Origin of the sequence: Pseudomonas sp. 65/3-MNA-CIBAN-0223, assembly GCF_040310425.1 — a bacterium.
GTDB classification, from domain to species: Bacteria; Pseudomonadota; Gammaproteobacteria; order Pseudomonadales; family Pseudomonadaceae; genus Aquipseudomonas; species Aquipseudomonas gregormendelii.
Genome location: NZ_JBEOPV010000344.1, coordinates 1 through 237, shown reverse-complemented (window position 1 = coordinate 237; position 237 = coordinate 1). Strand labels below are relative to the sequence as shown.

The window sequence follows — 237 nt, the reverse complement described above, 5'->3', positions numbered from 1 at the left end:
CCCCAGTACTGCTTGCGCACCTGTTGATGAAGCCACTCGGCGCAGGCCTCGGCGAGACGGTCGGCGAGCGCCTTGACCATGATCGAGTTGTAGTCGTCGCCCTTGTCCTGGTAGGCCTTGGCCAGCTCCTCGGCACCGATGCCGGCGGTACAGATGAAGCCACCTACATAGTCCGCGATGCCGCAATCTTTCGGTGCGACGAAGTCGGCCAGGGACAGATTCGGCTTGGCGTCCGGC

1 protein-coding gene is annotated in these 237 nt (G+C 63.7%); it reads right to left on the bottom strand.

All coding sequences use genetic code 11. The features are described from left to right. A partial coding sequence (locus AAEZ09_RS29145; protein WP_350601793.1) for a vitamin B12 dependent-methionine synthase activation domain-containing protein occupies nucleotides 1-237 on the bottom strand: 237 nt, incomplete at both ends.